Origin of the sequence: Aeromonas sp. MR16 (assembly GCF_022549315.1) — a bacterium.
Classification (GTDB): domain Bacteria; phylum Pseudomonadota; class Gammaproteobacteria; order Enterobacterales; family Aeromonadaceae; genus Aeromonas; species Aeromonas aquatica.
In genome coordinates, this window is record NZ_JAKZFK010000012.1 from 57,528 (window position 1) to 81,249 (window position 23,722).

A 23,722-nucleotide genomic window follows, 5' to 3' on the forward strand; every position below is an offset into this window, starting at 1 on the left:
AGTCGTGTTCCCCTTACCAGCCAAAGGTCGACTTCTTCGCCTGCTTGCGGATCTCTTTCTGATCGGCCCACAACAGCTCGCCGTTCTCCAGATCCATCAGGTTCATGGTCATCTGGTAGTAGACGTCCTTCACCTTGCCGTTGTCCTTGACGATGCTGGCCAGGTTGCCATAGACCATGTAGCGGGCCCCGGTCTGCTTGCCGAGGCGCACCATGGAGGCGGGATCCACCATGCCGCTGCCCTGCTGGTATTCGAGCTGTTGCTTGACCGCGCTCACCTTGCTCATGTCGACGAAGCGGAACTTGCCCGCCCGCAGCAGCTTGGTGCGGAGGGTGTCGGTGATGGCCTCGGTGTCGATGTGCTCCGAGGTCTTGTTGCGGATGGAGTCCATGAACATCACCGGGCGGCCGCCTGCGGTGATCTCGGCCGTCGCCGGGGAGCTCAGCATGGAGTCCGCCATCTTGTCGGCGATGGCCTGCAGGTCGGAGGAGCCGTAATCCACGGTCACCGTCTCGGTTTCGGTCGCGTCGCCATAGCTGACGGTGGTGCTGGAGCAGCCGCCGAGCAGCAGGGCACCGCTCAGGATCAGCAGGGCATGGTTCATTTTCATCAGTTCGATTCCTCAATCACTTCGCGTACATAGACCCTGTACCCCTGGGCACTCGCGTTCGGCGCCAGGGCAGTCAGGGTGCGGCTCTGGTGGCCGTGGAGCTTGATGGGGGTCCAGCCGCGGCCATCGCTGGCCACCTCCTGACCGCTGCCATCATACCAATAGAACAGGTACTGCAGAGGGTTGTCCCCCGACTGGGTGTTGGTCAGGATCACGTTGACCTGCAGCAGGCCGTTTTGCTCGCGCCGGCTCTGTTCGGTCAGGGTAACGTCGATATTCTGGTGCAGCTCGAGCTGGGCCGCGCCCCCCGCTGGGGCATAGAGTGCCACCCCCGAGGTGTTGGTGGCACAGGCGGACAACAGCAGCATCAGGCCAAAGGCTGCATAACAGGCTTTCATCATCGTCTCCTTGGGATCGTCCCGGTCGGGGGCGATCGATAGGGTGAAAACAGACCGGGCCGGCCGCTAGAGCGGCATTACCCGGGTGGTCAGTCCGGCGCCGAGCCGCTGCACCCACACCAGGGTGGTGCGCCCCTCGTGGATGGTCAGCGGCAGCTGGCGCGCGGCGCTGCCGGCGCCGAGGCTGAGCCGCACCTCGCCGGCAGGCAGCATGCCCTGCCAGCTCGCGGCCTGGGCCGGCAGCGTCACCCAGCTGCGGGTGTCGGCGCGCTCGGACAGGGTGTTGAAGATGCCGACCAGAATATTGCCCACATCGCCCCCCTCCTTGGCGGCGCTGCGCCGCACCTGCTCCTTGGTGAGCAGCCGCAGCGCCTGGCGAGTCAGCATGGCCGGCAGCCGCTCCTGCAGATCCTTGGCGGCCAGCGCCTCGAGGCGCACCAGCGGGCTGGTCTGCCCGCTGCGATTGCCCACGCTCACCGCCAGGGGGCCGGTGTCGCTGGCCCTGTTGTCGTAATAGGGCACAGCCACGGTAAAGGTACGAAAATCCCCGTTTGAGGTGGAGATGGGCAGCGGCAGGAAGAGTTCCCGCCGCGCCGGGATCAAGCCATCTTCAAACAGCACCACCAGCTGGCCCTGATGCTTGGCCAGTGGCGGCGCCTTGCGGCCCAGCTTCTGCTCGGTCGCCTTGAGCTCGTCTTGGGATCCGCGCAGCACCGCGAGGCGCAGCAGGGCATCCTGCAGGCTCTGGTTGTCCGGCGCAATCTGGTAGCCGCGCTGATAGTCGACCCAGGCATCGTTGAGATCCCCGCTCGCCTCGTAGAGCACCCCGGAGAAGTAGAAGGTGTAGGCGTTCTGGAAACCGTTCTTCACCTGGCCGATCAGCCGATCGAGATCCGGCGCCCCGCGCGACATGAGCTGGCGCATCTGCCCCTCGGGGCTGGTGTCCTCCCCCTCCTGTCTGACCGCTTGCACCTCGCCGGCCCGCGCCTTGAGGGCCTGCTCCTGCACCTGGTTGGCGCGGCGCACCTCCACCAGGGCGCCCTCGGCATCTCCCCGCTGCAGGTAATTGAGGGCCTGATAGTGGTGCAGCATGGTGCGCTCGTAATCGGGCACCCGATAGGCCATGGTCTGATCGTTGGTGAGCAGGCTGCCCGCCTGGGCCAGGCCATGGCTCACGCGGTATTCGGCCTGGTTGTCTTCCCAGGCGAGACGGTTGTCGGCGGCGGCGAAGGCCTGCTTGCTGCCCCCGTCCTGGCCGGCGAGCCAGGCGATGCGTCCCTGCTCGAGGCGGTCGAGCACATAGGTGTCGTCCCCCAGTTGGGAGTCGCGCACCTCGGGCAGCGCCTCGGCGCTCTTGCCCTGCAGCAACAAGTTGCGCAGGGGCACCATCTGATCCGAATAGGAGACGAAGATGTCCTGCCAGTGGGAGGCGCAGCCCCCCAGCAGCAGACCGGCCAACAGCAGACCGGTCAAAGAGGCGGGACGCATCACAGGCTGAGCAGCGGCCCCAGCGGCTGACCGCCGACCAGATGCATATGGATGTGGTAGACCTCCTGCCCGCCGTGGCGGTTGCAGTTCATGATGAGGCGATAACCGTTCTCGGCGATCCCGGCCTCGCTCGCCAGCTTGCGGGCCACGGTGAACATCCGGCCCAGCGCCAGCTCGTGATCCGGCTCGACGTCGTTGACGGTGGGGATCAGCACGTTCGGCACGATCAGGATGTGGGTCTTGGCCTTGGGCTGGATGTCGCGAAACGCGGTCACCAGATCGTCTTGATAAAGGATGTCGGCGGGGATCTCTTTGCGGATGATTTTGCTGAAAATGGTTTCTTGCGCCATGGGTAACTCCTTTATATGAAAAAGAAAATTCAAAATAAACCTCAAGCGACTCCCAAAAACGCCGCCAGGGGTCGTCAAGTGTGACACAAGCCGATATTTGGCACAGCCGTTGTCCCAATCCCTTCAGTTATTGTGAAGAATACCGATAGTGAGAATGACGTCCTCCGTACCGCAGGTATCGCCTACCGGCCATGCAGGGTATCAAAGGGACGGGGTACTCAGGCAAGGGACTTTTGCACAGAAAGCGGGACAATAATGAAACAAACCATGTCAGACCTCTCGATCTTACAGAGAGTCTATTTAGGCTTTGCCATCCTGGTCGCCGTGATGGTGGCCAGCTCGGTGCTGACGTTCAAGAGCCAGAGCGAGCTCAATGAGGCGCTGGATCAGGTAACGCAGCAATCCATGCCGCTGGTGCTCGCCAGCAGCCAGACCCAGATAAGCCTGCTCAGCGCCAACAAGTGGCTCACCGACGTGCTGACCGAACAGGATCCCAAGCTGCTGCCGGGAGAAGTGGCCGAGCTGCAGCAGGCCAAGGCCCAGGTCGACAAGATGCTGGCGAGCCTCAAGCTGCAGGTGGCATCACATCCCGAGCTGCAAGGGGAGATGGCCGCCCTCGACAAGCTGGTCGGCGACTACCTGCAGCTGACCCAGACCCTGCCCACCGAGCACGAAGCCCTGCTCACCCGGCTGCACAAGGTCAATCAGGCCAAGGGCCAGTTCCAGGTCAGCCTGCCCCAGTTCAAGAAGAACCTCGGCGACATGATGGTTGCCATCGACGACAGCTTCATCAAGATGCTGTCCGAGACCCTGACCACCAAGCTCTCCGCCATCGAACTCTCCACCATGGATGCCCTCAACCAGAGCATCCCCACCCCCATCGAAGGGGCGCTCAAGCGCAACAAGATGCAGATCGAGAGCTTCAACAGCACCATCAAGGATCTGCAGGGGGAGCTCAAGGATTTTGACAACAACATGGGCCACTACGTCCATGGCTTCGTGCGCGATACCACGGCCAATGAAGGGGTGCTCGCCCAGTACCTGGCGCTGATGAAGCAACAGCAGAGCATGCGTGAGCAGAGCAAGCAGGCGAGCCAGCTCATCGTCGGCATCCAGAACAAGCTGGAGGGGATCACCGCCCAGAGCCAGCAGTTGATGAACAACAGCATCCGCGCCTCCGATCAGGTGCAGACCCGGAGCACCCTCACCCAGGCCATCAGCATCGCCATCGCCATCTTCGTCGCCATCCTGGTCGCCTGCACCCTGGGCAAGGCCATCCGTCGCCCGCTGAAAGAATTGCTGCGGGTGCTGACCGAGGTGACCCAGGGGGACATGACCCAGCGTGTCGGCTTCAAGAGCCAGAACGAATTCGGCCAGCTCGGCAGCCAGCTCAACCTGCTGATCCAGCAGATGGGCGACGTGCTCAGGCAGCTCTCCCTTGCCTCCAACCAGCTCAACAGCGCCGCCCATGACAACCGCCACACCACAGAATCGGTGCGCGCCGATCTGGAGAAACAGCGCCAGGAGACCGCCTCGGTCGCCGCCGCCATGACCCAGATGGAAGCCTCGGTACGGGAGGTGGCCCAGGCCGCCAACCAGACCCTGGAGCGGGTGCAGGATGTGGAGAAGGCGTCACAGATGGGCCGCAAGGTGATGGCCGGCAACATCACCACCACCCATCAACTGGCGGGCAAGCTGCAGCAGACCGGCAAGGTGATCGGTGACGTGAGCGCCATGAGCGGCCAGATTGGCAACATCCTCGACGTCATCCGCGGCATCGCCGAGCAGACCAACTTGCTGGCGCTCAATGCCGCCATCGAGGCGGCCCGTGCCGGTGAGCAGGGTCGCGGCTTCGCGGTGGTGGCGGACGAGGTGCGCAGCCTGGCCGGGCGCACCGCCCAGTCCACCAGCGAGATCCAGACCATGATAGAGAACCTGCAGCAGGGGGTCGCCCGGGCGGTCAACGTCATGCAGGAGTGCTCCCGCGAGATGGACAGCTGCATGGATCAGAGCTCCCAGGCCAACAACGCCATGGAGGAGGTGCAGGGAATAGTGGTGCTGATCAGCGACATGTCGAGCCAGATAGCCTCCGCCGCCGAGCAGCAGCAGGCCACCAGCGCCGACATCGCCACCAACCTCAACCGCATCTCCGACATCTCGGATCTCAACTATCAGGGGATCGAGAAAGTGGCCGAGACCAGCCAGCAACTCGACTCCCTGGCCGAGCAGCAGGAGGGGCTGGTGCAGCGCTTCCGGCTCAGCGCCTGAGCCCTGTCACGAGGCGGTTAGTTAACATCCAGACAGCAAGAAGGCTCCCGAGGGAGCCTTCTTTATCGATGGCGGGCGGATGCCGCTATCAGGCGTAGGCGATGGCGCCTTTGCCGACCCCTTCATAGGCCACGATCTTCACGAACTTGTCCCCCACCAGCTTCTTCACCTCGCGGGCGATATGGTGCGCCAGCAGCTCTATGGTGGTGTCGGTGTCGATCATCTCCACCTCGCTCGCCGGCATGGCGAGCTGGAACAGCCCCTGGGGCGCCACGTACTTGAAGCCCAGGTGATGCTCAGCCAGCTGGGTCTTGGCCAGATCGCTCAGCTCCAGCTCGGACAGGGCCACCTGGTCTTCCAGGGTGCCGAGGTAGATGTCGTTCCAACGCTCGGCCCAGTTCAGCTCCAGCTCTTCGTCCCGCTCCCCATCCACCAGGATTTCGATGGGAGAACGGTGACCGTGGGCGATGCGCTGACAGTTGCCGTCGTGCTTCTTGAGGCCATGGCTGTAGTGGTAGAAGGCGCCTTCGATCTTCTCCTGGCGCAGGGTCAGGGAGAGATCCTTGATGTTGCCAGGCAAGCGCTTGGCCAGCACCCCCAGCAGGTAGCGGGTCACCGACTCCTTGTCCACCTGGGGAGCTGGAATGAAGGCGAACGCCTGGGACGGGCTGCGCAGATGGATGGAGCGAGCCGGGCGCAGCAGATCTACCGTGCACTCGTCGTTGTCCAGCGCGTCTATGTGCACCAGCCCACAGCCGGTAGGCACCAGCAGCTTGTGATCCACCTCTTCATCGATGATCGACTTGATCAGTTTCTTCACCCGGCCGAAGTCCAGCAGCATGCTCATCTCATTGAGCTCGCCGCTCATTTCGACATCGACCAGCCAGCTCTCCCCCACCATGCCACGGCGTTCACACAGATAGCTGGAGTCGATAACGGTCAAATCTCTTACAAATAACTTCATCACTCAGGCCTTGCTACAGAGAAAGTGCGGTTTGGGATATTATGACCCCGGATTATCGGCAAAGGAACTGGAACCCCCCATGAACAAATTGCTTATCAAGAACGCCACCCTGGTCAACGAAGGTCGCATCTATGCCTCCGACGTGCTGATCGAGGGGGAAAGGATCGCCCGTATCGCCCCCCACATCGAGGCAGAGGATGCGGTGGTGATCGATGCCGCTGGCCGTCACCTCATCCCCGGGATGATCGATGATCAGGTCCACTTCCGGGAACCAGGCCTGACCCACAAGGGCACCATCGCCAGTGAATCCCGGGCCGCCGTGGCCGGGGGCACCACCAGCTTCATGGAGATGCCCAACGTCAATCCCCAGACCACCACCATCGACGCCCTCGAAGCGAAATACGAGATAGCCGCCAGGGGCGCCGCCGCCAACTACAGCTTCTATCTGGGTGCCACCAACGACAACCTGGAAGAGATCAAGAAGCTCGATCCCAAGCAGTCCTGCGGCATCAAGATCTTCATGGGTGCCTCCACCGGCAACATGCTGGTGGACAACCAGGAGACCCTGGCCGCCATCTTCCGCGAGAGCCCGGTGATGATAGTCACCCACTGCGAGGACACCCCCTCCATCAAGGTGCTGGAAGACGAGGCCCGCGCCAAGTGGGGCGAGGACGTGCCGATGCGCGAACACGGCCGCATCCGCAGCGCCGATGCCTGCTACAAATCCTCCAGCATGGCGGTCGGCCTCGCGAAAAAATACGGTGCCAAGCTGCACGTGCTGCACCTGACCACGGCCAAGGAGCTATCGCTCTTTACCGCCACCCCGGATCTGAAGGATCTCAAAGACAAGAACATCACCGCCGAGGTGTGCGTCCATCACCTGTTCTTCAACGAGGCGGACTACGACACCCTGGGCAGCCAGATCAAGTGCAACCCGGCAGTGAAGAGCGCGGCGGATCAGCATGCGCTGCTGGATGCGGTGCGCAACGACGTGCTGGACATCATCGCCACCGACCACGCGCCTCACACCTGGGAAGAGAAGCAGAACAGCTATTTCAAGGCGCCGTCCGGCGTGCCCCTGGTGCAGCACTCCCTGCAGGCGCTGCTGGAGCTCTACCACAACGGTGTCTTCTCGCTGGAGACTATCGTCAAGAAGACCTCCCACGCGGTGGCCGAGCGCTTCCAGGTGCAGGATCGCGGCTACATCCGCGAGGGTTATTTCGCCGACCTGGTGCTGCTGGATCTCGGCAAGCCCTATGTGGTCAACGACAGCAACCTGCTCTACCTGTGCGGCTGGTCGCCGTTCAACGGCTATCGCTTCCAGAGCACCGTCGAGATGACCCTGGTCAACGGCCAGATAGCCTGGCAGAACGGCCAGGTTACCGATCAGGTGCTGGGCAAGCGACTGACCTTTAACCGCTGATATGAGCTGTTACCCGCCAGGGTGACAGCTTCCAGAGCGCCATCATTGAGATGACCCTGGTCAACGGCCAGATCGCCTGGCAGAACGGCCAGGTCACCGATCAGGTGCTGGGCAAGCGGCTGACCTTTAACCGCTGATATGAGCTGTTACCCGCCAGGGTGACAGCTTCCAGAGCGCCATCATTGAGATGACCCTGGTCAATGGTCAGATAGCCTGGCAGAACGGTCAGGTCACCGATCAGGTGCTGGGCAAGCGACTGACTTTCAACCGCTGATCCGATACCCGCCGATACCAACGGGCCGCCACCAAGGCGGCCTGTTTTTTTGGCGAATGGCGCTGCTTTAAGCACAGATTGCTCGCAAAGCAGGCAAACGATCTCGGCGCGGGATTTCCCCTGTTGACAGGGCAGGGTCATCTCCATAAACTCAGCCCCCGTCAGCCGAGCTGACTCCGTCGGTGTGTAGCGCAGCCAGGTAGCGCATCTGCATGGGGTGTAGAGGGTCGGAGGTTCGAATCCTCTCACACCGACCAAATTCCCCGCGAAAGGCCTTGTCAAACGACAAGGCCTTTTGTTTTTGTACGGCCAGAAGAACGCAGCCCTCATCGGGTCAGGGAAGGGCGAACAGAGCAGTGCGGCCCCTCATCGACCCAGAGCGATTGTCTCGGCGATCCCGTTGTGCTGTAGTAAAGCCGTGTCTACCCACCGGCCAGCAAGATGTCGCGCCCCTGCCCTCTCTTCCCCTGCCTCGCCCTGTTCGCCAGCCTGCTGCTGAGCCAGCTCGGCGGCTGCGCCACCGCCTATGACAGCGAGAAATCCTTCTGGAACGGCCAGACCGGTTTCTCCCAGACCCGGCTCGGCCCCGATCAATGGCAGCTGGAGTTTGTCGGCAACGATCTGGTGGACAGGGAGACGGCCCGCAAGTACGTGCTCAAGCGGGCGGGGGAGATGGCGCTGGCACAGGGCTATGAATGGGTGCAAGTGCACGAGCTGACCCTGTCACGGGATGCGGTCAGGGTCACCCCCGCCCGCCCCCGGTTCGGGTTCGATGAGTACGAACCTGACACCTTTATGGACGAGATGCACGTGCAGTACCGCACCTCGGCACTGCTGACCTTTTCCCTCGGCCACCGCCCACTGGACGACCAGAGCCTGGAAGCTGTTTATATTGCAAACTAAAAAATAAGCAGTGATTAATATAAGTTAAATGCAAGATCCATATCACATACAACTAATAACAACATAAAGTTCTGCCATAAGCCGCTGGATTTCCATTCTGTGATTAGGCATGCTGCCAGCACACCGGCTGTCAGGATTCCATGGCCCGGATCACAAAAACGGACTGAGGTGGCACCCTGCCCACCTGCACAGGCACTGCACATATCGAGACTGTCCCCCCATGAAAATGAACAAATTGACCGTTGCCATCCTCATTGCGATGTTGCTTGGCATTTTTACCGGGCAAGGCTATCGCCTGTTTGCCCCGGCCCAGGCCGCCACCTTTGCCAGTGACATCACCATACTGACCGACATCTTCCTGCGCCTCATCAAGATGATCATCGCCCCCCTGGTGTTCACTACCTTGGTGGTCGGCATCGCCAAGATGGGCGACACCCGCACCGTGGGCCGCATCGGCGCCAAGACCCTGGGCTGGTTCATGCTGGCCTCCCTGATGTCCCTGACTCTGGGCCTGATCATGGTGCACCTGATGCAGCCAGGGGTCGGCCTCTCCCTCTCCCTGCCCGATGACGGCGCGAGCTCAGGGGTGGCCGCCACCGCCATCTCCCTCAAGGACTTCGTGACCCACGCCATCCCGAAAAGCGTGATCGAGGCCATGGCCACCAACGAGATCCTGCAGATAGTGGTGTTCTCCCTCTTCTTCGGGCTGGCCGCCGCCGCCCTGGGGGATGCCGCCAAACCCGTGGTCAAGCTGATGGCAAGCAGCGCCGAGATCATGCTGAAGGTGACCGGCTACGTGATGAACTTCGCCCCCTTCGCGGTGTTCGGCGCCATCGCCGCCATGGTCGCCAAGGAAGGGCTCGGCATCCTCGCCACCTATGGCACCTTCATGGCCCAGTTCTACCTGGCCCTGGCCTGCCTCTGGCTGCTGCTCATCGCCATGGGTAGCCTGTTCATCCGTCGCCGCATCCTGACCCTGCTGGCCATGATCCGCGAGCCCATCCTGCTCGCCTTCTCCACCGCCAGCTCCGAGGCCGCCTACCCCAAGACCCTGGACAGGCTGGAGAAGTTCGGCTGTGACAAGCGCATCGCCAGCTTCGTGCTGCCCATGGGCTACTCCTTCAACCTGGACGGCTCCATGATGTACTGCACCTTCGCGGTGATGTTCATCGCCCAGGCCTATGGCATAGAGCTCAGCATGGCCCAGCAGATCACCATGCTGCTGCTGCTGATGGTCACCTCCAAGGGGATGGCCGGGGTGCCGCGCGCCTCCCTGGTGGTGATCGCCGCCACCCTGAACCAGTTCCAGATCCCGGAGGCCGGCATACTGCTGCTGCTCGGCATAGACCACTTCCTCGACATGGGCCGCTCCGCCACCAACGTGTTGGGCAACGCCATCGCCGCCAGCGTGGTGGCCAAGACGGAAGACAGCCTGGGAGAGACCCAGCCCGAGGGCGAACTCGCCAAGGCTTGAGTCAAGGACACCCAGCAAAAGGCCCGCAACTGCGGGCCTTTTTTCGTTTGGCGGTCAGCACCAGCGCCTCACCCGCCGGCAGTACTGCACATAGGGGATGCCGAAGCGGGCGCGCAGGGCACGCTCTTCCGGCAAGATCTGAAAGCGGGTGAGCCAGGCCACCAGCAGCAAGGGGCCAAGCCAGACAGCGATACCGCCCAAATAACAAGCCAGCGCCATCAGCCAGCACAGCAGCCCCAGATACATGGGATTGCGGCTGATGCGATAGACCCCGCCCGTCACCAGCACCCGGCTCTGTTGCAGGCGAATGGGATTGACCGTGGTGCGTTGCCTTCGAAAGTGCATGAGTGCCCCTCCCCCCAGCACAGCTCCCACCAACCACAGGCCCGCGGCCAGTACCCACAAGACGCCCGCCTCTCTGGCCTCGCCACTCCCCAGCCACATGGCGAGCGCGATGACGACAAACAGCAACAAAGGCGGGATCCGCAGCTCGAAACGCATATTTTCTTCCTTCAAAAGTGCCACAAATGACGCCATTGCGATACACTCGCTGCGCCGGTAGCTTGGCGAAAAAAATGAAATATATCATTAGCATAGCAACATACAGCCCCAATGCTACCGCCTCTCGCATCCAAGCCGAGACCATCCTCAACAGGAAAATAAGAAGGAATCATTCCATGCACAAGAAAACCCTGCTCGCCACCCTTGTCTTCGGCCTGCTGGCCGGCCAGGCGGTCGCCGCCCCCTACCTGCCGCTCGCCAGCGACACCCGCAACGGCCAGGAGCAGACCGCCGCCAACGCCTGGCTGGAAGTGGATCTGGGCGCGTTCGAACACAATATCCAGACCCTCAAGGATCGCCTCGGTGACAAGGGCCCGCAGATCTGCGCCATCATGAAGGCGGATGCCTACGGTCACGGCATCGATCTGCTGGTGCCCTCGGTGGTCAAGGCCAATATCCCCTGCATCGGCATCGCCAGCAACGAAGAGGCCCGGGTGGCCCGCGAGAAGGGCTTCGAGGGCCGCCTGATGCGGGTCCGTGCAGCCACCCCGACCGAGGTGGAGCAGGCGCTGCCCTACAAGCTGGAAGAGCTCATCGGCAGCCTCGAGAGTGCCAAGGGCATCTCCGACATCGCCCTGCGCCACCATACCAAGGTGCCGGTGCACCTTGGCCTGAACTCCGCCGGCATGAGCCGCAACGGCATCGACCTGCGCCAGTCCGGCGCCAAGGACGAGGCCCTGGCCATGCTCAAGCTGCCGGGCATCACCCCGGTCGGCATCATGACCCACTTCCCGGTAGAGGAGAAAGAGGACGTCAAGCTGGGGCTGGCCCAGTTCAAGCTGGACAGCCAGTGGCTGCTGGAAGCGGGCAAGCTGGATCGCAGCAAGATCACCATCCATGCCGCCAACTCCTTTGCCACCCTGGAAGTGCCGGATGCCTACTTTGACATGGTGCGCCCGGGCGGCCTGCTCTACGGCGACTCCATCCCCTCCTACACCGAATACAAGCGGGTGATGGCGTTCAAGACCCAGGTCGCCTCGGTCAACCACTACCCGGCCGGCAACACCGTCGGTTATGACCGCACCTTCACCCTCAAGCGCGACTCCCTGCTCGCCAACCTGCCGCTCGGTTACTCCGACGGCTATCGCCGCGCGCTGAGCAACAAGGCCTATGTGCTGATCCAGGGCCAGAAGGTGCCCGTGGTGGGCAAGACCTCCATGAATACCATCATGGTGGACGTGACCGATCTCAAAGGGGTGAAACCCGGTGACGAGGTGGTGCTGTTCGGCCGCCAGGGGGATGCCGAGGTGAAGCAGGCGGATCTGGAGGAGTACAACGGTGCCCTGCTGGCCGACATGTACACCATCTGGGGCTACACCAACCCCAAGAAGATCAAGCGCTAAGCACAGATCTGAAATGAAGAAGGGCTCCCGAGGGAGCCCTTCTTGCGGGTGCTTACACCGTCTTCTGGTCGGTCACTTTCTTGCGGGTCACCCAGAGGCTCAATCCCATAGAAGTCAGCAGGATCAGGGCCACGACGCCCAGCGCGATGTCACTCAGGGGGATCTTGAACAGACCCCGCTGAGCTTATTCACGCCGCCTTCACGCCTCCTTTTTACGGGTCACCCAGAGGCTGAGCCCCATGGAGGCCAGCAGGATCAGCGCCACGATACCGAGCGCGATGCCGGTCGGGATCTTGAACACCTCCAGCAGCAGCATCTTGACCCCGATGAACATTAGGATCAGCGCCAGGCCGTATTTCAGCAGGGCGAAACGCTCGGCCACCCCCGCCAGCAGGAAGTACATGGCGCGCAGGCCCATGATGGCGAAGATGTTGGAGGTCAGCACGATGAAGGGATCCGTGGTCACCGCGAAGATGGCCGGGATGCTGTCCACCGCGAAGATGAGATCGCTCACCTCCACCAGCACCAGGATCAGCAGCAGCGGCGTGGCATAGCGCACACCGTCACGCCAGACGAAGAAGTTCTCCCCTTCCAGATGCTCCGTCACCTTGAAGCGGCGGCGCATCCAGCCCAGCAGCGGGTTGTTGGCCAAATCCGGCTCCTTGTCGGCGGCCCACAGCATCTTGACCCCGGTCAGCAGCAGGAAGGCGCCGAACAGGTAGAGGATCCAGTGGAACTGCTCGATGAGCCAGCTGCCCGCGAACACCATGCCAGCCCGCATCACGATGGCACCCAGCACCCCGTACAGCAGCACCCGGCGCTGCAGCTCGGCCGGGATGGCAAAGTAGCCGAACAGCATCAGCCAGACGAAGACGTTGTCCACCGCCAGCGCCTTCTCGATGAGGTAGCCGGTGAGGAACTCCAGCCCCTTCTGATTGGCTATTTCACGGCCGGCGCTGTGATCCAGCCAGAGCCAGATGGCCAGGTTGAACAGCAGGGCCACGCTCACCCAGACCAGGGACCAGATGCCCGCTTCCTTGAGCGACACCTTGTGCGCCTTGCCACCGCCGACGAAGCGGATATCAATCCATAACAGGACCAGCACTATGCTGAAGAAGCCTGTCCACATCCACCATTCACCCATTTTCACTTCTCCCAAAAACGAAAAACCCACGACCGAGAGGCGTGGGTTCGCTTTGGGAGCAGATACACCTTGCCTCTCGGCAAGGTCTCACTTACAGCAAGATGATTGCTGCCCGGCTGCCGGGTGCACTGCAGGATATGGGTGCACCGTAATGACGACAAACCGACGAGAAGTTACTCCCCTTGTTGGGCGGATGATAGCAACCCTGAAAGATAACGCCAAGAGGCATCTTATCCGCCATGCAAAAAAGAAGGGCGCCAGCAGGCGCCCTTATCGAGTTGTCAGCCTCAGAGTGGATCCACCTTGAGGCAGGAGACCGCATGGTCGAAGTTCCCCTCCAGCATGGGCCTGGTCTTGGCACATTCCGGGCCCGCCACCGGGCAGCGGGTGCGGAACACGCAGCCGGACGGCGGGTTCATCGGCGAGGGCAGATCCCCTTCCAGGATCTGGATGACCTTGCTGCGCTCCAGATCCGGATCCGGAATGGGTACCGCCGACATCAGCGCCTTGGTGTAAGGATGCAAGGGGTTGGCGAAGATCTCCTGGCGGGTGCCGAGCTCCACCGCGTTGCCCAGATACATCACCAGCACCCGATCCGAGATGTGTTTGACCACCGACAGATCGTGGGCGATGAAGATGAGGGACAGCCCCATCTCCTTTTGCAGGGATTTGAGCAGGTTCACCACCTGAGCCTGGATAGAGACATCCAGCGCCGAGACAGGCTCGTCACAGATGATCATCTTGGGCTCCAGGATCAGCGCCCGGGCGATGCCGATGCGCTGGCACTGACCGCCGGAAAACTCGTGCGGATAGCGGTTCACCAGGTTGGGCAGCAGCCCCACCTTGGTCATCATGGTGCGTACCTTGTCTCTCACCTGCTCTTTGGAGAGCTGGGGATAGAAGGTGATGAGCGGCTCGGCGATGATGTCGCCTATGGTCATGCGCGGGTTCAGGGAAGCCAGCGGATCCTGGAAGATCATCTGGATCTCCTTGCGCTTCTCCCGCAGCGCCTGATGATCGAGCTGGGTCAGATCCTGGCCGAGCCAGACGACCTTGCCGTCGGTGGCCGGCACCAGGCCGATCAGCGCCCGGGCGAAGGTGGACTTGCCACAGCCGGACTCCCCGACCACTCCGAGGGTCTCCCCCTCGTACAGGCGCAGGGTCACCCCGTCCACCGCCTTCAGCGCCGAGGGTTTGGCCCAGGGCCAGGCCTTGTCACTCTTGATGCTGAAGTGGACCTTGAGGTCGGACACTTCCAGCAGCAGTTTCTTGTCGGTACCCATTTAGTTGGCCCCCTTGACGATCACACCCGCATTCATGACATCCGATTCCCAGTGGCAGGCGCGTGCCCGGCCATCGCCGAAGGGCGTCAGGATCGGGGACTGCTTGCCACAGATCTCGTGTACCCGGTGGCAACGCTCCTGGAAGGGGCAGCCGGTGGGCAGACGCAGCAGGTTGGGCGGGTTGCCCGGGATGGTGGGCAGCTCTTCCCCTTCGGTATCGAGACGGGGAATGGCGCGCAGCAGCCCCTCGGTGTAGGGGTGGCTCGGGCGGTAGAAGATGTCGTTGACCCGGCCGTACTCCATGGTGCGACCGGCATACATCACCAGCACCTTGTCACAGATACCGGCCACCACGCCCAAGTCGTGGGTGATCATGATGATGGAGGTATTGAACTCCCGCTTGAGCTCGTTCATCAGGGTCATGATCTGGGCCTGCACCGTCACGTCCAGCGCCGTGGTCGGCTCATCGGCGATGAGCAGCTGCGGGCGGCAGAGCAGCGCCATGGCGATCATCACCCGTTGGCGCATGCCACCGGAGAACTCGTGCGGGTACATGTTCATCCGCTTGCGCGACTCGGGGATCTTGACCGCGTCCAGCATGCGTACCGACTCCTCGAACGCCGCCGCCTTGCTCATCCCCTTGTGCAGCATCAGCACTTCCATCAGCTGATCCTTCACCTTCATATAGGGGTTCAGGGAGGTCATGGGGTCCTGGAAGATCATGGCGATCTTCTCGGAGCGGATCTTGTTGAGCTTGTGCTCCGGCAGATTCAGGATCTCGTCACCCTGGAACTTGGCGGAGCCGGTGATGACGCCGTTCTTGGCGAGCAGGCCCATGATGGCAAACGCGGTCTGGGACTTGCCAGAGCCGGACTCGCCGACGATCCCCAGGGTCTCACCGGCGGCCAGAGAAAAGTTGAGGTCGTTTACGGCGACCACATTGCCGTCCGGGGTCTTGAATTCGACCCGCAGATCTTTTACATCCAGTAACTTCATAAAAAACTCCTTATCGATCTTTCGTGGCGCTTGGCTGGCAATCCTTTGGACGCTATGCGCGTTCCATGGCTGCTTTCTTATCGATCCTTTGGATCGAGCGCATCACGCAGACCATCCCCGAGGAAGTTGAAGCAAAACAGGGTCACCACCATGAAACCGGCGGGGAACAGGAGTTGCCAGATGGCCACTTCCATCGACTTGGAGCCTTCATCCAGCAGGGCGCCCCAGCTGGTCATGGGCTCCTGCACACCGAGCCCCAGGAAGCTCAGGAAGGATTCGAACATGATCATGCCCGGCACCAGCAAGGTGGCGTACACAGCCACGATGCCGAGCACGTTCGGCACTATGTGACGGGTGATGATCTTCCACTTGGAGACGCCACAGACGTGGGCCGCCTCGATGAACTCCTTGCTCTTGAGGCTCAGAGTCTGGCCTCGCACTATCCGCGCCATGTCCAGCCAGCTCACCGCGCCGATGGCGAGGAAGATGAGGGCCAGGTTGCGACCGAAGAAGGTCACCAGCATGATCACGAAGAACATGAAGGGGAAGGCGTTGAGGATCTCCAGAATGCGCATCATCAGGCTGTCGACGCGACCGCCGATGAAGCCGGAGGCCGCGCCATACAAGGTGCCGATGATCACCGCCACCATGGCGCCCATGATGCCGACCATCAGCGAGATACGGCCGCCCAGCAGGGTGCGCACGAACAGATCGCGCCCCAGGCTGTCGGTGCCGAAGTAGTGGCCCGCGGCCAGGTCCGGCGCGGTCTGCATGGCATCCCAGTCCGGATCATCGAAGGTGAATTGAGACAGGTGCGGCCCGACGATCACCGCCAGCCCTATGATGCTCAATATGATGAGGCTGGTCAGCGCCGCCTTGTTGCGCAGGAATCGGCGACGGGCATCCTTCCACAGGGAACGCCCTTCCACCACGTCCACTTTCTGGGCGAACGCCTCGACGGCTTCGCGCTTTTCAGTTGTAACAACCATGATGTACTCCCGACTTAGTAACGGATCTTGGGATCGATGACGGCATAGAGAATATCGACCACGGCGTTAAAGGTAATGGTGAGGGCGCCGACCAGAATGGTCAGACCGAGCACCATGGAGTAATCACGGTTGAGGGCACCGTTGACGAACAGCTGACCGATTCCCGGCAGGCCGAAGATGGTCTCGATCACCACGGAGCCCGTGATGATGCCGACGAAGGCCGGGCCCAGGTAGGACACCACCGGCAACATGGCCGGGCGCAGCGCATGTTTCAGGATGATGTGGCGCAGTGGCAGGCCCTTGGCGCGGGCGGTGCGGATGAAGTTGGAATTCATGGTCTCGATCATGCTGCCACGCATGATGCGCGAGATGGCGGAGACGTAGTACATCATCATGCCGAACACCGGCAACACCATGTATTGTGCTCCCCCGCCCTGCCAGCCCCCGGCTGGCAGCCAGCCCAGATAAATACTGAAGAAGAGCACCAGCAAGGGCGCCAGCACGAAGCCCGGGATCACTACCCCGGTCATGGCCGACGACATCAATAAGTAGTCGATGAAGGTGTTTTGCTTGAGCGCAGCTATGGTGCCGAAGGTCACCCCCAAGGTCACCGCCAGCAGGAAGGCTACCGAGCCTATCTTGGCGGACACCGGCAGCGCCTGGCTCACCAGATCGTTGACGCTGAAGTCTTTGTATTTGAACGAGGGACCCAGATCACCCTGGACCAGATTGCCAAGATAGCTGAGGTATTGCACGCCGATGGGCTTGTCCAGGCCGTACTTGGCCTCGATGTTGGCCAGCACTTCCGGCGGCAGGGCGCGTTCGCTGGTGAAGGGGTTGCCCGGGGCAAAACGCATCATGAAGAAGGAGACGGTGATCAAGACCAGCAGAGTCGGGATCGCCTCCAGTAGACGTTTAAAGATAAATTTCAACATTGACAGTTCCTGTCCTGTACTGCTTCCAAAGGGTCGCGGTTGTAATATAAGGCCCGCCATCTGGCGGGCCTGCTTTGTTATGCGACTTGTTTCTTTACTCAGTGAGCAACGATGTACATATCTTTGCTGTAGAGGTTATCCAGCGGGTTGGCCGGGTAGCCGCCCACGAAAGGTTTCACCATACGGGCAGTCACGTACTGATAGATGGGCGCGATCGGCATGTCTTTGGCCAGGATCTCTTCGGCCTGGACATAGAGCTTGTTGCGGGAGGCATCATCCACCTGATCGCGAGACTCGCTCATCAGCTTGTCAAAGGTGGCGTTGGAGTACTTGCCATCGTTGTTGCCGTGGGTGGTCTGCATCAGATCCAGCATGGAGGAGGCTTCGTTGTAGTCCGCGATCCAGCCGGCGCGGCCCACGTCAAACTGACCCTGCGCCTTGGTTTGCAGGTAGGTCTTCCACTCCTGGTTCACCAGGCTCACTTCGACACCCAGCTTCTTCCACATGGAGGCGACCGCAACGGCGACCTTCTTGTGGTTGTCGTCGGTGTTGTAGAGCAGTTCGAACTTGAGCGGGTGACCCGGACCGAAACCGGCTTCGGTCAGCAGCTCTTTGGCTTTGGTGTTACGCTCGGCCTGGGTCAGTTTGGACCAGTCCGGTGCCACCGGTTTGAAGCCGTCGACAAAATCAGGAACGAGCGTGTAGCCCGGGGTCTGGCCCTGGCCCATCACCTTGTCGGCGATCACGTTGCGATCGATGGCGTAGGAGAGCGCGGTACGCACTCGCACATCGTCAAACGGCTTCTTCTTGAAGTTGTACTGGTAGTAGTAGGTACCGACGTAACCGGTCACCTTCAGCTCATCGGGCTTCTCTTTCTTCATCTGCTTGAAGCGCTCGATGGGCATCTGGTAGGTCATGTCCACTTCACCGGCCAGGTAGCGGTTCAGATCCGCGGTGTTCTGGAGCGGCAGGTAGGTCACCTTGTTGACCACTGTCTTGGCGTTGTTCCAGTAGTTGGGGTTGCGCTCGACGTCGACGCGCTCGTTGACCACCCAATCTTTCAACTGGTAAGCACCGTTGGACACCATATGACCAGGCTGGGTCCACTTCTCACCATACTGCTCGATCACCTTCTTCGGCACCGGGTAGGTGGTGGTGTGGGAGAGCATGCTGACGAAATAGGGCACTGCCTTTTCCAGCTGCACTTCGAAGGTGTAGTCGTCCACCGCCTTCACACCCAGGCTATCGGCTGGCTGCTTGCCTGCGATGATGGCACTGGCATTGATGATGGTCGGGATTTCCAGATACCAGGAATAAGGAGAAGCGGTTTTGGGATCGACGGCCCGCTTGAAGGCGAATTCGAAATCGTGGGCGGTCACGGGATCCCCGTTGGACCACTTGGCATCTTTGCGCAGGTGGAACACGAAGTGTTTGTTGTCCTTGGTTTCCCAGGACTCGGCCACGCCGGGCAGCACTTCACCCTTGGGACCGGAAGAGACGAGACCTTCGAACAGGTCGCGCAGAATATTGGATTCTACCGTTCCCTCGACCTTGTGCGGGTCCAGGGTTGCAGGCTCGGATCCATTGCCTTTCACCAGGGTCTGAACGTCTGCCAACTTGGTGCCGGCAGGCACATCGGCGGCCTGTGCCGCGCTGATACCGCCAAACAATGCTGCCACCAAGAGGGTATTAATAATTGTTTTTTTATGAGTCATTTCCATACTCCAACAAGAACATTCCATGCGTTTGTCCATCAACGAGATAAATACCTCGCCGTCAGCATAATTCCCTGTCAATTCTGATAATGCAATAGATATTGTCAGAGGAACCCATGCTTACTGGTTAAAGAAACAGCTTCCAGCCATTTCTTCAGCATTTAAATACCGTCTGACGGACGCTTTTCATACAAAGCCGCTCGATTCTAGAAAATGGCTAACAAAAAAGAAACAATAAAAAAGCCGGTCACAGGGACCGGCTCCGACAAAACAGACCTGAATCACATCAATCCGGGGAAAACTCCCTTGATACCCGCCACCATGATCTCGATACCGAGGGACATCATGATGAGGCCCATGATCCGGGTCACCACGTTGATGCCGGTGTTGCCCATCAGCTTGAACAGCAGGGGGGCGGCGCGGAAGATGAGCCAGGAGCAATACGCAAAGGCCATCACCACCAGGAACATGCCGAACAGCTGGGGCAGGGTCTTCTGACTGGCGTAGACAATAGAAGAGGAGATAGCCCCGGGGCCAGCCATCAGCGGCAGTGCCAGCGGCACGACGGCGATGGATTCACGCGCGGCTAACTCCCCCTTCTCCTGCTTGTTGTGCTTCACCTCACCGAGTTTGCCCTGCAACATGGACCAGGCGATCAGGGTGATGAGCGCGCCGCCGGCGATACGAAACGACGCCAGTGAAATCCCGAAGCCATCGAGGATCAGCTGCCCCATGCACATGGAGACGATCAGGATGATCATCACCGCGATGTGGGCCGTAGTGTTGGTTTTCCTTCGCTCGTCCGGCTGCATGTGGCCGGTCAGGCTGACGAACACCGGCAACAGACCCAGCGGGTTGATGATCGCAAACAGGCCGACGAAAAATTTCAGGTATAAAGAGAAGTCAATTGCTGCCATAAGCGCCATCCAGAACCAAATCGAGCCACAGGGACCCCCCATCAAACTGTGCGTAAATTTACACCATGACTTTTCCCTTCACCAATCAAATAATCTCACCCTTTCCGTGGCTTTTCAGTTAGTTCCTCTAATGGAACGAGAAATTGCAACATATTGAATTGTTAATACTAAGCAGCCAAATGTAACGTACTGGTGTATATTATCAGAACCTTACTCTGCCACTCAATAAACAGACGGTGATTTATTCGATACAACCGTACTTATACGGATTTATATTGGCAGAAGGTCACTCTGTCCCATGTTCGGCGCCCAGGACAGGCCCCACTCGCAGCCCAAGGCGGCCACACCTCCCTCCCCCATGACTCTCAACCCCCATCCCACCCATGGCAGCCCCCTTTCATTAGGGCCCTGTCCCTGTGCGTGACAGCCGCGATGTCGCCGCCACATGATCTGCCTGCCGTGGTGCGCGAGTGCCGTGCGTGGATTAAAACAACAACCACTTTTCCAACATAAATTAAACGCCGGTGAGTATCTGTTGCTAGCTGATCAGCGCCTCCGCTCGGGTGCCACAGCGCTCTTAATCCCTCTGCCAGCGCAGGGAACCTCGAGGTGTATGGTGCTAACTGGTTGAAATATGACGGATGTGTCGTCATTCACTTGCCATTCATCCCGCTTCCGCTCTACTCTACAAATCCGCAACATCTGGCATCCCTGCATTGTGAAACAAAATTTCTTTTGTTCTTTTGTTACATATGATCCAGATCAAGTTTTTCTGAGTCGACCCGGCCCTATAATCGACTCAGAAAGCGATTTAGTAAGGCATGTAAATACCCCGTTATGGTGATTCTCTCCTTGACAGGGCGACTATAATTGCCGGGCATTGCCAAGGTCTTACTAAACAGTTTTCAAATCATCAGGAGATAAACATGGCAGTAACCAATTTGGCTGAACTGGATGCACTGGTTGCCCGCGTCAAAGAAGCACAGCGTGAATTCGCCAGCTTCTCGCAAGAGCAGGTAGACAAGGTTTTCCGTGCCGCCGCCCTGGCCGCCAGCAACGCCCGTATCCCCTTGGCCCAAATGGCCGTGGCAGAGTCCGGTATGGGTATCATCGAAGACAAGGTTATCAAGAACCACTTCGCCTCCGAATACATCTATAACGCTTACAAAGACGAGAAGACCTGCGGCATCCTGAGCCAGGATGACGAGATGGGCACCATGATCATCGCCGAGCCGGTAGGCATCATCTGCGGTATCGTTCCGACCACCAACCCGACCGCTACCGCGATCTTCAAAGCCCTGATCTCCCTGAAGACCCGTAACGCCATCATCTTCTCCCCGCACCCCCGCGCCAAGAACTCCACCAATACCGCTGCCAAGCTGGTACTGGATGCTGCCATCTCCGCCGGTGCACCGAAAGACATCATCGGCTGGATCGATCAACCGTCCGTTGAGCTGTCCAACGCGCTGATGAAGCACAACGACATCAACCTGATCCTGGCCACCGGTGGCCCGGGCATGGTGAAGGCCGCTTACTCCTCAGGCAAACCCGCCATCGGTGTGGGTGCCGGTAACGTGCCCATCGTCATCGACGAAACCGCCGATATCAAGCGTGCCGTCGCCTCCATCCTGATGTCCAAGACCTTCGACAACGGTGTGGTCTGTGCGTCCGAGCAAGCGGTCATCGTGGTTGACTCCATCTACAACCAGGTGAAAGAGCGTTTCTCCAGCCACGATGGCTACATCCTGTCCAAAGATGAAGCTGACAAGGTACGTAAGGTGCTGCTGATTAACGGCGCGCTGAACGCCGACATCGTGGGCCAGCCGGCCACCAAGATCGCGGCAATGGCTGGCGTGACTGTGCCTGCCACCACCAAGATCCTGATCGGTGAAGGTCTGGAACTGTGCGCTGAAGACGAGTTCGCTCACGAGAAGCTCTCCCCGACCCTGGGCATGTTCCGCGCCAAGAACTTCGAAGAAGCCGTCGAGATGGCCTGTGACATGGTCAACATCGGTGGCATCGGCCACACCTCAGGTCTGTATACCGACCAGGATCGCAACGCCGACCGCATCAGATACTTCGGCGACAAGATGAAGACCGCCCGTATCCTGATCAACACCCCGTCGACTCAGGGTGGTATCGGTGACCTGTACAACTTCGCTCTTGCTCCTTCCCTGACCCTGGGTTGCGGCTCCTGGAGTGGTAACTCCATCTCCGAGAACGTCGGTCCCAAGCACCTGATCAACAAGAAGACAGTCGCAAAACGGGCAGAAAATATGCTGTGGCACAAACTTCCGAAATCCATCTATTTCCGTCGTGGCTCCCTGCCGATCGCCCTGGGTGATCTGGAAGGCAAGAAGCGTGCAATGGTGGTGACCGACCGTTTCCTGTTCAACAACGGCTATGCCGACGACGTGGTTCGTCTGCTCAAGAAGCTGAACATGGAAGTGGAAGTATTCTACGAAGTGGAAGCCGACCCGACCCTGTCCATCGTCCGCAAGGGCGCCGAGATGGCCAACTCCTTCAAGCCGGACGTTATCCTGGCGCTGGGGGGGGGTTCACCCATGGATGCGGCCAAGATCATGTGGGTCATGTACGAGCACCCGGACACCGCGTTCGAAGACCTGGCCATGCGCTTCATGGACATCCGCAAGCGTATCTACAAGTTCCCGAAAATGGGCGTGAAGGCCGAACTGGTCTGTATCACCACCACGTCCGGTACCGGCTCTGAAGTCACTCCGTTTGCGGTCGTGACCGACGACGCCACCGGCATGAAGTACCCGCTGGCCGATTACGAGCTGACCCCGAACATGGCCATCGTCGACGCCAACCTGGTCATGGGCATGCCCAAGTCCCTGTGCGCCTTCGGTGGTATCGATGCGGTCACTCACGCCATGGAAGCCTATGTTTCCGTACTGGCCAACGAGTACTCCGACGGTCAGGCTCTGCAAGCGCTGAAACTGCTGAAGGAATACCTGCCGTCCAGCTACCAGAACGGTGCCAACGACCCGGTAGCCCGCGAGAAGGTGCACAATGCTGCCACCATCGCCGGCATCGCGTTTGCCAACGCCTTCCTGGGTGTCTGCCACTCCATGGCGCACAAGCTGGGTGCCGAGTTCCACATCCCGCACGGTCTGGCCAACGCCCTGCTGATCAGCAACGTCATCCGCTACAACGCGAACGACAACCCGACCAAGCAGACCGCGTTCTCCCAGTACGACCGTCCGCAGGCTCGTCGTCGCTACGCTGAAGTCGCTGACCACCTGGGTCTGACCGCCGCCAGTGACCGTACCGCCGCCAAGATCGAGAAGTTGCTGGTCTGGCTGGATGGGCTCAAAGCCACCTTGGGTATCCCGGCCTCCATCCGTGAAGCTGGCGTGAACGAGGCTGACTTCCTGGCCAAGGTTGATCAACTGGCGCTGGAAGCCTTCGATGACCAGTGCACCGGCGCCAACCCGCGCTACCCGCTGATCACCGAGCTCAAAGCCATCCTGATGGACACCTACTACGGCCGTCCCTTCACCGAGGAAGCTCAGGTAGCGGCTCCGGTTGCCGCCAAGGTAGAAGCCAAGGTTGATAGCAAGAAGAAATCCAAGGCCTGATAACCGGTCCTGACATACAAGCCCGCGCACCCGCGCGGGCTTTTTTATTTGTCTATCTGCTTAATTTTGCTAGCTTGTTGGTAGG

Annotated in this window: 20 protein-coding genes and 1 tRNA gene; 7 read left to right on the plus strand and 14 right to left on the minus strand. The window is 60.2% G+C overall.

All coding sequences use genetic code 11. The features are described from left to right. Window positions 1-13: 13 nt before the first annotated feature. From lpoB to hinT, 4 genes are all read right to left on the minus strand, one after another. Complete coding sequence (gene lpoB / locus MM194_RS11060; protein WP_033129810.1) at window positions 14-610, minus strand: penicillin-binding protein activator LpoB; 597 nt, start codon at window positions 608-610, stop codon at window positions 14-16. Continuing rightward, window positions 610-1,008: a YcfL family protein gene (locus MM194_RS11065; protein WP_241343602.1), complete on the minus strand. Its 399-nt coding sequence runs from the start codon at window positions 1,006-1,008 to the stop codon at window positions 610-612. The genes lpoB and MM194_RS11065 overlap by 1 nt, the downstream gene beginning before the upstream one ends. A 66-nt stretch (window positions 1,009-1,074) precedes the next feature. After that, window positions 1,075-2,496: a hypothetical protein gene (locus MM194_RS11070; protein WP_241343603.1), complete on the minus strand. Its 1,422-nt coding sequence runs from the start codon at window positions 2,494-2,496 to the stop codon at window positions 1,075-1,077. After that, window positions 2,496-2,846: a purine nucleoside phosphoramidase gene (gene hinT, locus MM194_RS11075; RefSeq protein ID WP_033129807.1), complete on the minus strand. Its 351-nt coding sequence runs from the start codon at window positions 2,844-2,846 to the stop codon at window positions 2,496-2,498. The genes MM194_RS11070 and hinT overlap by 1 nt, the downstream gene beginning before the upstream one ends. A 255-nt stretch (window positions 2,847-3,101) precedes the next feature. Between hinT and MM194_RS11080 the strand changes: the two genes are divergently transcribed. Then, window positions 3,102-5,114, plus strand: a complete 2,013-nt coding sequence (locus tag MM194_RS11080; RefSeq protein ID WP_241343604.1) for a methyl-accepting chemotaxis protein — start codon at window positions 3,102-3,104, stop codon at window positions 5,112-5,114. An 88-nt stretch (window positions 5,115-5,202) separates the two neighbouring features. On the opposite strand, the gene MM194_RS11085 is transcribed toward MM194_RS11080, so the two are convergent. Continuing rightward, the gene (locus MM194_RS11085) at window positions 5,203-6,078 is read right to left on the minus strand and encodes a 6-carboxytetrahydropterin synthase (RefSeq protein ID WP_241343605.1); all 876 of its coding nucleotides are present in this window, start codon (window positions 6,076-6,078) and stop codon (window positions 5,203-5,205) included. Between the two features lie 79 nt (window positions 6,079-6,157). Here MM194_RS11085 and MM194_RS11090 point away from each other — a divergent pair, with 79 nt between their 5' ends. Next, a complete protein-coding gene (locus MM194_RS11090) occupies window positions 6,158-7,501 on the plus strand; it encodes a dihydroorotase (protein ID WP_241343606.1) in 1,344 nt (447 codons plus the stop codon). Between the two features lie 100 nt (window positions 7,502-7,601). Here MM194_RS11090 and MM194_RS11095 read toward each other — a convergent pair whose 3' ends face one another. Further along, window positions 7,602-7,922 (minus strand): hypothetical protein, encoded by a 321-nt coding sequence (locus MM194_RS11095; RefSeq protein ID WP_241343607.1) that lies wholly within the window; start codon window positions 7,920-7,922, stop codon window positions 7,602-7,604. A gap of 33 nt (window positions 7,923-7,955) precedes the next feature. Between MM194_RS11095 and MM194_RS11100 the strand changes: the two genes are divergently transcribed. The 3 genes from MM194_RS11100 to MM194_RS11110 all read left to right on the plus strand — a co-directional run bounded on the left by MM194_RS11100 (window position 7,956) and on the right by MM194_RS11110 (window position 10,152). Further along, window positions 7,956-8,032, plus strand: a tRNA-Pro gene (locus tag MM194_RS11100). A gap of 184 nt (window positions 8,033-8,216) precedes the next feature. Continuing rightward, complete coding sequence (locus tag MM194_RS11105) at window positions 8,217-8,678, plus strand: hypothetical protein (protein ID WP_241343608.1); 462 nt, start codon at window positions 8,217-8,219, stop codon at window positions 8,676-8,678. Between the two features lie 220 nt (window positions 8,679-8,898). Continuing rightward, on the plus strand, window positions 8,899-10,152 hold the full coding sequence (locus MM194_RS11110) for a dicarboxylate/amino acid:cation symporter (RefSeq protein WP_033131316.1): 1,254 nt from the start codon (window positions 8,899-8,901) through the stop codon (window positions 10,150-10,152). A 54-nt stretch (window positions 10,153-10,206) separates the two neighbouring features. On the opposite strand, the gene MM194_RS11115 is transcribed toward MM194_RS11110, so the two are convergent. Beyond that, a complete protein-coding gene (locus MM194_RS11115; RefSeq protein ID WP_033131317.1) occupies window positions 10,207-10,653 on the minus strand; it encodes an isoprenylcysteine carboxylmethyltransferase family protein in 447 nt (148 codons plus the stop codon). A gap of 176 nt (window positions 10,654-10,829) precedes the next feature. Here MM194_RS11115 and alr point away from each other — a divergent pair, with 176 nt between their 5' ends. Further along, on the plus strand, window positions 10,830-12,056 hold the full coding sequence (gene alr, locus MM194_RS11120) for an alanine racemase (RefSeq protein WP_033131318.1): 1,227 nt from the start codon (window positions 10,830-10,832) through the stop codon (window positions 12,054-12,056). Window positions 12,057-12,255: 199 nt separating this feature from the next. Here alr and MM194_RS11125 read toward each other — a convergent pair whose 3' ends face one another. The 7 genes from MM194_RS11125 to MM194_RS11155 all read right to left on the minus strand — a co-directional run bounded on the left by MM194_RS11125 (window position 12,256) and on the right by MM194_RS11155 (window position 20,035). After that, complete coding sequence (locus MM194_RS11125; protein ID WP_033131319.1) at window positions 12,256-13,200, minus strand: TerC family protein; 945 nt, start codon at window positions 13,198-13,200, stop codon at window positions 12,256-12,258. Window positions 13,201-13,487: 287 nt separating this feature from the next. Next, window positions 13,488-14,483: a murein tripeptide/oligopeptide ABC transporter ATP binding protein OppF gene (gene oppF / locus MM194_RS11130; protein ID WP_033131320.1), complete on the minus strand. Its 996-nt coding sequence runs from the start codon at window positions 14,481-14,483 to the stop codon at window positions 13,488-13,490. Further along, window positions 14,484-15,479, minus strand: coding sequence for an ABC transporter ATP-binding protein (locus MM194_RS11135; RefSeq protein ID WP_241343609.1), 996 nt, complete (start codon window positions 15,477-15,479; stop codon window positions 14,484-14,486). Window positions 15,480-15,556: 77 nt separating this feature from the next. Further along, complete coding sequence (gene oppC, locus MM194_RS11140) at window positions 15,557-16,468, minus strand: oligopeptide ABC transporter permease OppC (protein ID WP_033131322.1); 912 nt, start codon at window positions 16,466-16,468, stop codon at window positions 15,557-15,559. Window positions 16,469-16,482: 14 nt separating this feature from the next. Beyond that, the gene (gene oppB / locus MM194_RS11145) at window positions 16,483-17,403 is read right to left on the minus strand and encodes an oligopeptide ABC transporter permease OppB (protein WP_033131323.1); all 921 of its coding nucleotides are present in this window, start codon (window positions 17,401-17,403) and stop codon (window positions 16,483-16,485) included. 98 nt (window positions 17,404-17,501) lie between these two features. Beyond that, window positions 17,502-19,118 carry an ABC transporter substrate-binding protein gene (locus tag MM194_RS11150; protein WP_033131325.1) on the minus strand — a complete coding sequence of 539 codons (1,617 nt, stop codon included), beginning with the start codon at window positions 19,116-19,118 and terminating at the stop codon, window positions 17,502-17,504. Window positions 19,119-19,399: 281 nt separating this feature from the next. Beyond that, window positions 19,400-20,035, minus strand: coding sequence for a YchE family NAAT transporter (locus MM194_RS11155; RefSeq protein ID WP_241343610.1), 636 nt, complete (start codon window positions 20,033-20,035; stop codon window positions 19,400-19,402). Window positions 20,036-20,961: 926 nt separating this feature from the next. On the opposite strand from MM194_RS11155, the gene adhE reads away from it, so the two are divergent. After that, complete coding sequence (gene adhE / locus MM194_RS11160) at window positions 20,962-23,637, plus strand: bifunctional acetaldehyde-CoA/alcohol dehydrogenase (RefSeq protein ID WP_033130086.1); 2,676 nt, start codon at window positions 20,962-20,964, stop codon at window positions 23,635-23,637. Window positions 23,638-23,722 lie beyond the last annotated feature (85 nt).